We start from the raw sequence: 7,980 nt of genomic DNA on the forward strand, positions 1-7,980 counted from the left end.
CTTCTCTTCATCGTCTGTCTCCTCAGTTGGAGAACAGGCTAACTCTAAATGCCGGACTTTTCAGGGGAGCAGGTCATACCCAGAATAGCCATCAACTTGCAGGGTGCCATTGTATCCCTCAAGTATCTCTTCGGCATGCTCACCCTTGCGCGATTGGCAGAAACGGAAAGTCACGCCGGGAGGGGCGTTACCCAGCCAACGTCGATCATCTCGGCATAGCGCCCACGCCCAGCAGGTCTTTGTGCGTCCATTCCCGGGCAGTAGCTGCGGCATGATGGTTTCATCCATAAACAACTTGGAGCCGGATTTCAGGTCCGCGTCCAATGCTTCGTGGAGTGGCACCAAAGCGTCGACTGCTTGGGTCATTAGGCGACCCATCGTCGATCTGTGAAACTTGATACCAGCGCGTTTGAAGATCTCTTCTTGCCGGTAGTTAGGCAGAAAGTCAGCAAATTTCCCAACGGCCAAACCTGCAATCATGCGATCATCGAACCGAGTGTAGTCAAAGGCACGTTTGGGGACTGGCGCTTGGACAAACCGATCACAGGTTCGACAGGTGTATTTGGGATAGTGCTCTTCGATCACGCGGACCTCGGCTGGCTTGTAGGTCAGCCGTTCGATGATCTGTTCGCCAATCTTGCGCATGCCACAGCCACACGTACATGTCGTCCCGTTGATCGGCTCGATAACGCGTCGATCGCGCGGCAGATGCTGAGGTATATCGATCTTCTGCCGCCCTCGCAGTCCTCGCTTCTTCTTTGGCTTGTCATCGGGTGTCGCAGCGGCCCCATCCAAATTCGGCTTGCCCCCTCTGGGAACCGGATCGGCGGGATCGGCATCGCCAGTGTCTGGCTTGTCGTCCTTGTCATCGGACTTTTCGCTAGACGGGCCAAACAGCATGTCGCGAAACTTGTTGTTTTGCGCCATCAGGCGTCGATTGTCGGCGATCTTTACTTTCAACTTAGCGCTCATCGTCGACAAAGATGCCTCCATGTTTATGATTTTGTTCTCATATTCAGCATCACGGCGGAGATCAGCGTCGGCAATCAGGAGCGCTGCGTCTGAGATATAGCTCTCTTGATGCCCCGCGAGACCCGCGCAGGCAGACTGTATTTCTCGCATATCCTTGTTCATCCCTGTGTTCGCTGAAAAGACAGCGATTTGGTCACGCCCAGCAAACCGGGCGTGTTTTCACTTGATTTTTGATGATGGGAGTGGGATGAAAGGGAAAGAGATCGTGGTTCAAGCGATTTTTCCGAGGCCCCGAGGATCGTCACATCCGAGGGGCCTCATTCATTCCGAGCCCTGAATTTCTAAGATCAGGTCATGCGGCGTCCTCCGATTTTTCAGTAATCCGCTCCGGCCAAAGCTCAGATTCGGGCACGCCAATACGTTCCGAAATTGCCTTTTCGACACGCCTAGATCGGCTGCGTCCCAAAGATACTGAGCTGATGGTTGAAGGAGAAAGTGACAGGCTTGCGGCGATATCAGAAAAAGATGACCCAGCTAAATCAAGTAAATACTTGACCTTAGCATGTTTTTGGCGATCAATCTGAACATCGGGCAAAGGCAATAACCTGACTCCAAAAGTTGCTTACAACAAATGGGTCGCATATTATCGCGACTAGATCAACGCTTTTTCGAATCGCCAGCAAAAAGGGGCTGCCCTAGCAGCGGTCTATTCTAGCTAACGTATTAGACAGACACGCAATCTATGTCAATTGTAGAAATAACAATTGACATAAGGGGGTCTACAAAGACGTCGTTTGTCGACAGCTGCGGCGTTCATAAGGCAGCTTTTGCCTCACTCAATCTATTCGTTTTTTGATGGATGCCGTTCATACGTTTAGTAGAGAATGCCTCGAAAGAGCCCAACCTAGTCATCGAGAATTTGCGCTGCTAGGCAGCACGGAGACTGGCCATTGGTAAGCACTGTGCGTCCAAGGCTCGAGCCTCGGCTTGCCGAGGCCCGAAATCTTTTCAGGAGGATCAGCGGCGACGCTTCGCAATCCGGCGAGCGTCCGCCGTCGCCAGGTTCACAGCTGTCGGATCCAGCGAATAGCGACCTGACATCAAGTCATAGACGTACCGAAGCGTGGTGCCGCCGGCGCTGGCCTCAAGGACACGGTGACCATTGACGATTTCATCCGTCACAGCCAATTCTTCGCCGAAGATCCAGCCCGCGTAGGCAGCACCACCTTCGACGCGAAGCACGATCTCGAACCAGAAACCATCCCCTTCTCCGCGGGTCGGAAATCGCAACACAAGATCAATGAGCTCTTCGGACGCCGGGTCTCCCTCCCCGAGCGGAGTCGCGTTGATCCGCGCATCCATCAGCTCTCCGATGGCATAGAACGGCGCTCCACCATCCCAAAGAAGTTCAGTGACGACAAAGCCAACGTCGTCGGCTTTTTCGAAGTTGCGGACCTGCGGACCAAACTCAGCAAACTCGCGATTGAATTGTAGTGTACCAGACATTTTCTATCTCCTTGTTATGCCCTTTAGTGAGCACAAACACAGGTACGGCTGGCCCATAAGACGAGCGTAAAAGCAGTGTGAATTCTGGATCTGGACAAAAAAACCAAGTGAAGAAACTGGGATAAAAGAGAAAAATCAGCCCAAAACAGCACGAGCTACAGGTACACCTACAGATGGCGCAGTGAGGTTAAAAACACGAACCCTGCTTCCAGTAACAGAATTTACGATTTGAGCGATTGGCGAATCCAGCGCTGGCACCGAAGGTAGAGTTTCCTTTTTTTCAACGCATGCGCTCGCATCAATTCTAGCAACCCCACGGTATATATGCACCAAGACCCCTTCATTCGTACTGGCGTCCGGAATTGGAGCACTACGAGCCTCCATCTCGACAAGGTTTCGCCAGAGTAGAATTGCCTCCTCAGCGGCGCGTCGGATAGTGTCTTCGAGCTTCGCACCACAGGCAGAGCCGATTGTGCATCGGCTTTCATTCAGGTCGCGACATATCACGCGAGAGACGGAATATCCGTGCGGTGAAACCATGACGGCAATGTGCAGCTCCCTAAGTTGGCTACTCAGAAAGGCGATATGGGGCTCTAGGAATGTTGCCGCGTCGGTATCGAGGACAAAGAACGAGCCGCGAAGCGCACCGCGTGGGCCGACATGATGTCTTTCCAACAGTTCGTACAATGCCCGATTTGCCGCGCTCGAAAAACTGTCACCAGCCGCACAACCTCTGCTGTCAACTAAACCACCAGACGGCGCTCCCAGAGCCAGTTCCGAAAAGGGTATGCTGTCGGCTGATCCTCCAGCATAGAGAATGGGTTTCACCGACGCGTCTCGCTGAGGATCGTATTGTATCGCGTGACGCTCCGCCGCCTCCGCTAGGGCTAGGAATGCTGCAGTCTCAATTGTCTCGCTTACCCCACATCCGACACGCAAAGGCATGGATCCATTCGGAGGAGCGCATCCTGCTGGTAGGCTCACAGAACAAACAGCCGCACAGAACGGCAATCCCAAGGGTAATGGTAAAGGATATGGCTTAGAGAAAATTTTTGAGGCAATGGCACCCTGCAACGCGGCAGACATGCTCGAATCTCTTGTATTCATGATATGAAATAAATTGCTATGATGTCCTTATGTCAATGAAACAGAGGTTCGACATGGCACGGTTAAAACTGAAAGATGGCGTCACGTATCAACAAGTAGGTCAGGCTATTGCGGCTCTCGCAACTGAAGCGAAGGATAACCGCGAAACTACGCTTTCAACGAACACGATCGATGGCTTCACGTGCCTTATTGATCAATCAAAAGAAGTGCTATTGGATGAACCGCTCGTTTCCTTTGGTCCAGAAACGTTTCCATCGCTGGAAACGGATTCAGTTCAACTTGCCTTTCATGTCGATCGTACCATTGAACAAGCAGGACAACGCGTTCGTGTTGTAAACATTGTAGTACCCGATTTCGACGACAAGGTATCACGCCTCTTGAGAGATGGTGGAAAGGAACTCAAAAGTCTTGACCGAGAGGCGGTTAAATCCCTTATTGACCTTGATGAAGTTGCCAAAGAGGCTTTTGGGTTCATAACGATATGCGGCTGCGCCGGTTAAGCCTCGATTGTGACAAGGGGAATGGTGGATGCTCCTAAAAGTTCAGAGAAAGACGCACACTTCAAGATAAGGCTGTTCGGGCCGTTTGTGATTTCACTACCGGACGGAAGCGACGCGACGCCGGCTGGACGCAAAGCAAAAGCGCTCGTAGCGCTCTTGGCACTCGCACCGACGGGGCGTCGGGCTCGTTCCTGGCTACAAGACAGGCTCTGGAGCGGAGCCGCTGGGGAAAAGGGAGCCGCAAGTTTGCGCCAAGAGCTCAGTGGCCTACGGCGCCATTTTGCGAGCTTTGGACATCAAATTCTGGACACGTCCGGAGACGATGTTCTCTTGGATATGCGGCTTGTTTGGTTGGACTTTCGTGATGGGATGCCCGATCCGCACCGCGATCTTCTCGAGGGGCTGGATGTTCGTGACCCTGAGTTCGAAGACTGGCTAAGCGAAGAACGTGCGCATTGGTACGCGAGATTGGATGAGAAAAAGTTCAATCCGAGCGCAAAGCCTGGCGTACACTTACACGCAATTGCCCCCCCCCGAGGAATAATCCCAAAGCTCTCTGTGCGTACTGTTCGGCCGATCGGCGAGATCACCGAACTTGAGACCTTCTCAGAAACACTCTCCGAGGATTTGATGGCGAGTTTTCATGCGCTCGCTGGCGCCATTTGTCTCGTTGAACCGGGCCGACGCGAAGCATCGGATTATGAGCTGGTCGGAACGACCCGAAGTTTTCGAGGCTTTCGGGTCCATATGCGCCTCATCGATCTTAACACGGGAATTCAGCTCTGGAGCGCACGCTACGAACAGCCAGATGAGAGCGGGCCGGACGGCACCGAAAAACTCGCACGCAAAATCGTCGAGGAGATCCAGCGCATCTTATGCGATGGGCGTTGGGCCGACTACTGGGCGGGGACAGAAACAGACACAATCGCTTGGGAGCTGTTCCAAAAGGGGCGGGTCTGCGAAACCGCTGCCCAGCGAAACGCACTTGCCAGCGCTATCGAATACTACCGTGGAGCAATTGAAGCGGATCCGAAATTTGTTCAAGCGCGTATCTCACTCGGATTTTGCCTCATTGATGGCGTTCGCCTCTGTTTGCTTGGCGCCCCGACAGAGGCAGTGTGCGAAGCTTACGACATTGCTGATGAAGTCACACGCGCGGAGCCCGACAACGCCTATGGCAATGCGCTGAGGGCCTTCATCCTTTGTGCAAAGGGACAGGCGAGCGATGCGGTAGGGGTTATTGAGGCCGTCGCGGCACGAATGCCAGCAAGTCCGGAATGGATTGGATACGTTGCTGCGGTCCATGGTTACAATGGTAACTTCGAGCGCGAGCAGGCTCTATGTCGGCACGCAATGACGCTTTCCGAGTTTCCACCACTCTGGATACGCACAAACCTTGCTCTGTCTCTTCTATTATCCGAAAAGGGCGATCCCGCAGATCTGTTGAAATCCGTTCTGGCAGCGCAACCAAACCATGTTCGCGCTCTCATTGCCGAGACCGTAAGACTTGTGCGTCATGGCGATCTCTCTGCGGCCCGCCTTACCGCAGATCGACTGCTGATCGCTGATCCGGACTTCCGGGCGGAGCAGTGGAGATCAAAGGCCTTTGTGTCCAATCCTATCCTGCATCGGCGCTTGACCAAAGATCTTCGATCAGCGGGAATTTCATAGCGCTTCTTCCGAAGAGTCAGCGCGACACTCTCAAGATGCCACAAAGGACGATCTACGGCTTTACGCGCTTGGCAACTGGTGCACCGACAACGCGGGTTTGGCGTGGTTCCAAGTCAGCAACTCTTTAGTGTTCGCTTGTTTGTGTCCCGCAGCGATAGCCTTCAGGACGTCGAACCGATGTCCAACCAGCAGCGAAAGTGCGGTATCGGTTTCGACTAGATCGACACTTATGAACAGCTGATCCGGACTTCCGACACACCCCGACAATGAACCCGCTGCACCTGCGAACCAATACTGCGTCAGCAATAGCCGCAGTCGCACAAGTCTGATCTGTCCCGCATTTTGTGAGTTCAAATCACTAGTATCGAGTGTCGGATTTCATCCGCAGTTGCCAATCGTTCGGCCTGTCCCCTCTTTTATCACCGGCTATTCGCAATCTGTCAGTTGTTCGATCAGATCGGCCAACACATAAAGCGCTTTCGTTTGTGCGGGGGTGCTCGCCTTCCTCTGAACTTCTACGTTAAGGTATTTGTGCTTTTGTGAACAGTAAACGTAAGCACCGCAGGCTTGTGCCAATATCTCGATCGCTTCGGCTTTCTCATCCCATCCATGGAATTCGGGCCAACGTCGCTTTGAAAGTCCGTTCTTCATGGCTCTTTCCCCTCAGTCGAGTTTGTTACGGTGTTCGACATCAGCCCAATGCTTGTTGATGGGCAAATTTCGTGCCCGCCGTGCGACATCATCATACGTAACCGGCATGAAATCCCAAACGTCGACGCCAACATTGACGGAGTTTCGGGAGCCACGCCAATTGTTGTGGACATGCCCGAATAGCTGAAGAGCTTCGCGTCTCGCGTGGTTCCAGGTAATCATGGGATAATGGCAGAGCGTGTTTCGCTGGCCTTTAGGCCCATCGGGCACTTCCGCCAAATGAGCGACCGACGACCAACCCAACGATTGAGTGAGTTCGCTATCATGGTTGCCGACGATCAGATGTTTGCGCGCGCCAGGTAGTTGGTCGAAGATTTGCTGAAGGTATGTCGGATCTTTTGCCGGTGTCCCGAAGGCGAAGTCTCCGATGATCCATAGATCGTCATCAGGTTTCACGACCTTCCACATGTTTTCCAACATAAAGCCATCCATATGGGACGCCCATTTGAACGGCCTGTCACAAAACTTGATGACGTTTTCATGCCCAAAATGGGGGTCTGCTGTATACCAATGTGCCATGTCTCAAACTACGCCTCCGCAAATTAGATCATCATCGTTATGGGGTTGCTCAAACTGCCACGGGTCTGCGTGCACCACGCGCTGTCACTCGCTTCCAGTCGAGACCTTCAAACAGGGCCTCAAATTGGGACTTGTTCATGTTGATGATACCGTCTTGCATGCGGGGCCATTCAAAACCTTTCCCCTCGATGCGCTTGTAGGTCATCACAAGGCCAGTTCCGTCCCATACGATGAGCTTCAAGCGGTCCGCGCGTTTAGAACGAAAAATGAAGATGGCACCGTTAAAAGGGTCTAGATCGAACTCGTTCTGTACGAGGGCGGCGAGGCCATCCATACCCTTCCGGAAATCGACCGGCTTGGCGGCGACGTAAAATTTGAAGTTCCCTGCTGGAGAAATCATGGCGCACGCTCAAATGCACGAAGCAGCTGGATCAGCCGATCAACCGGGTAGTCTTGCGGCAGATCTATCTCACACCCTGCGCGTTTGAAAACGATCTGGCCCAATGAACGTGCCGAGCGCTGTTCATCTTTGCTGACCTTGATTTCTGCAAATGCGGGTGCAGACTGTTCCAGCGAGTGATTTGGTTTCTGTGTGATGCGGTTTGCCTTTTTCTTCCATTTATAGGCTGTGGAATCTGAAACACGGCAGGTCTTCTGCACTTCCCCCACAGATAATGTGCCGGATCTCATCCGCTGGCCCATTTCACGTTTGAATTTCGTGGGCCACAATCTCCGACCATCTTTCCCGACGGGGACGGAGTAGCCAAAGGCGTGGAAGACGTTTTCAATTTTCTGATCACTTGCGAGTTCACCTAGCGTTTGAGAATTCATGATGCCTGTATCCTTTTTGGGGACATCATAAACTGCCAGACGAGGGCTGATCAGGGGCTAAATGGGGGGTCAGATGCAACGCTTACTTTTGGTCCTCTTCTGACCGGTTAGCATATTCGTATGGCGTCAGGCCAGCGAGGCTGGAGTGAGGCCGGTGGTGATT

General features: G+C 53.0%; 10 protein-coding genes. 2 read left to right on the forward strand and 8 right to left on the reverse strand.

Features of this window, described 5'->3' with window-relative positions; all coding sequences use genetic code 11:
* Positions 1 to 60: 60 nt before the first annotated feature.
* The 4 genes from Q0908_RS20130 to Q0908_RS20460 all read right to left on the reverse strand — a co-directional run bounded on the left by Q0908_RS20130 (position 61) and on the right by Q0908_RS20460 (position 3,585).
* Positions 61 to 1,134, reverse strand: a complete 1,074-nt coding sequence (locus tag Q0908_RS20130; protein ID WP_299289053.1) for an IS66 family transposase — start codon at positions 1,132 to 1,134, stop codon at positions 61 to 63.
* Between the two features lie 190 nt (positions 1,135 to 1,324).
* Positions 1,325 to 1,567: a helix-turn-helix domain-containing protein gene (locus tag Q0908_RS20135; protein WP_299289056.1), complete on the reverse strand. Its 243-nt coding sequence runs from the start codon at positions 1,565 to 1,567 to the stop codon at positions 1,325 to 1,327.
* A 422-nt stretch (positions 1,568 to 1,989) separates the two neighbouring features.
* Positions 1,990 to 2,478, reverse strand: coding sequence for a hypothetical protein (locus Q0908_RS20140; RefSeq protein ID WP_299289059.1), 489 nt, complete (start codon positions 2,476 to 2,478; stop codon positions 1,990 to 1,992).
* Positions 2,479 to 2,613: 135 nt separating this feature from the next.
* Positions 2,614 to 3,585, reverse strand: coding sequence for a YcaO-like family protein (locus Q0908_RS20460; RefSeq protein ID WP_366869461.1), 972 nt, complete (start codon positions 3,583 to 3,585; stop codon positions 2,614 to 2,616).
* A gap of 53 nt (positions 3,586 to 3,638) precedes the next feature.
* On the opposite strand from Q0908_RS20460, the gene Q0908_RS20145 reads away from it, so the two are divergent.
* Positions 3,639 to 4,085 (forward strand): hypothetical protein, encoded by a 447-nt coding sequence (locus Q0908_RS20145; RefSeq protein ID WP_299289062.1) that lies wholly within the window; start codon positions 3,639 to 3,641, stop codon positions 4,083 to 4,085.
* Between the two features lie 21 nt (positions 4,086 to 4,106).
* On the forward strand, positions 4,107 to 5,756 hold the full coding sequence (locus Q0908_RS20150) for a hypothetical protein (RefSeq protein ID WP_299289065.1): 1,650 nt from the start codon (positions 4,107 to 4,109) through the stop codon (positions 5,754 to 5,756).
* A gap of 426 nt (positions 5,757 to 6,182) precedes the next feature.
* On the opposite strand, the gene Q0908_RS20155 is transcribed toward Q0908_RS20150, so the two are convergent.
* From Q0908_RS20155 to Q0908_RS20170, 4 genes are all read right to left on the reverse strand, one after another.
* Positions 6,183 to 6,407 carry a hypothetical protein gene (locus Q0908_RS20155; RefSeq protein ID WP_299289068.1) on the reverse strand — a complete coding sequence of 75 codons (225 nt, stop codon included), beginning with the start codon at positions 6,405 to 6,407 and terminating at the stop codon, positions 6,183 to 6,185.
* A gap of 12 nt (positions 6,408 to 6,419) precedes the next feature.
* Positions 6,420 to 6,899 (reverse strand): metallophosphoesterase, encoded by a 480-nt coding sequence (locus Q0908_RS20160; RefSeq protein ID WP_299289071.1) that lies wholly within the window; start codon positions 6,897 to 6,899, stop codon positions 6,420 to 6,422.
* Positions 6,900 to 7,035: 136 nt separating this feature from the next.
* Positions 7,036 to 7,386, reverse strand: coding sequence for an IS66 family insertion sequence element accessory protein TnpB (tnpB, locus tag Q0908_RS20165; protein ID WP_299289074.1), 351 nt, complete (start codon positions 7,384 to 7,386; stop codon positions 7,036 to 7,038).
* Positions 7,383 to 7,817: a hypothetical protein gene (locus tag Q0908_RS20170; protein WP_299289076.1), complete on the reverse strand. Its 435-nt coding sequence runs from the start codon at positions 7,815 to 7,817 to the stop codon at positions 7,383 to 7,385. The genes tnpB and Q0908_RS20170 overlap by 4 nt, the downstream gene beginning before the upstream one ends.
* Positions 7,818 to 7,980 lie beyond the last annotated feature (163 nt).

The sequence above is a fragment of the uncultured Tateyamaria sp. genome, assembly GCF_947494755.1.
Lineage (GTDB): Bacteria > Pseudomonadota > Alphaproteobacteria > Rhodobacterales > Rhodobacteraceae > Tateyamaria.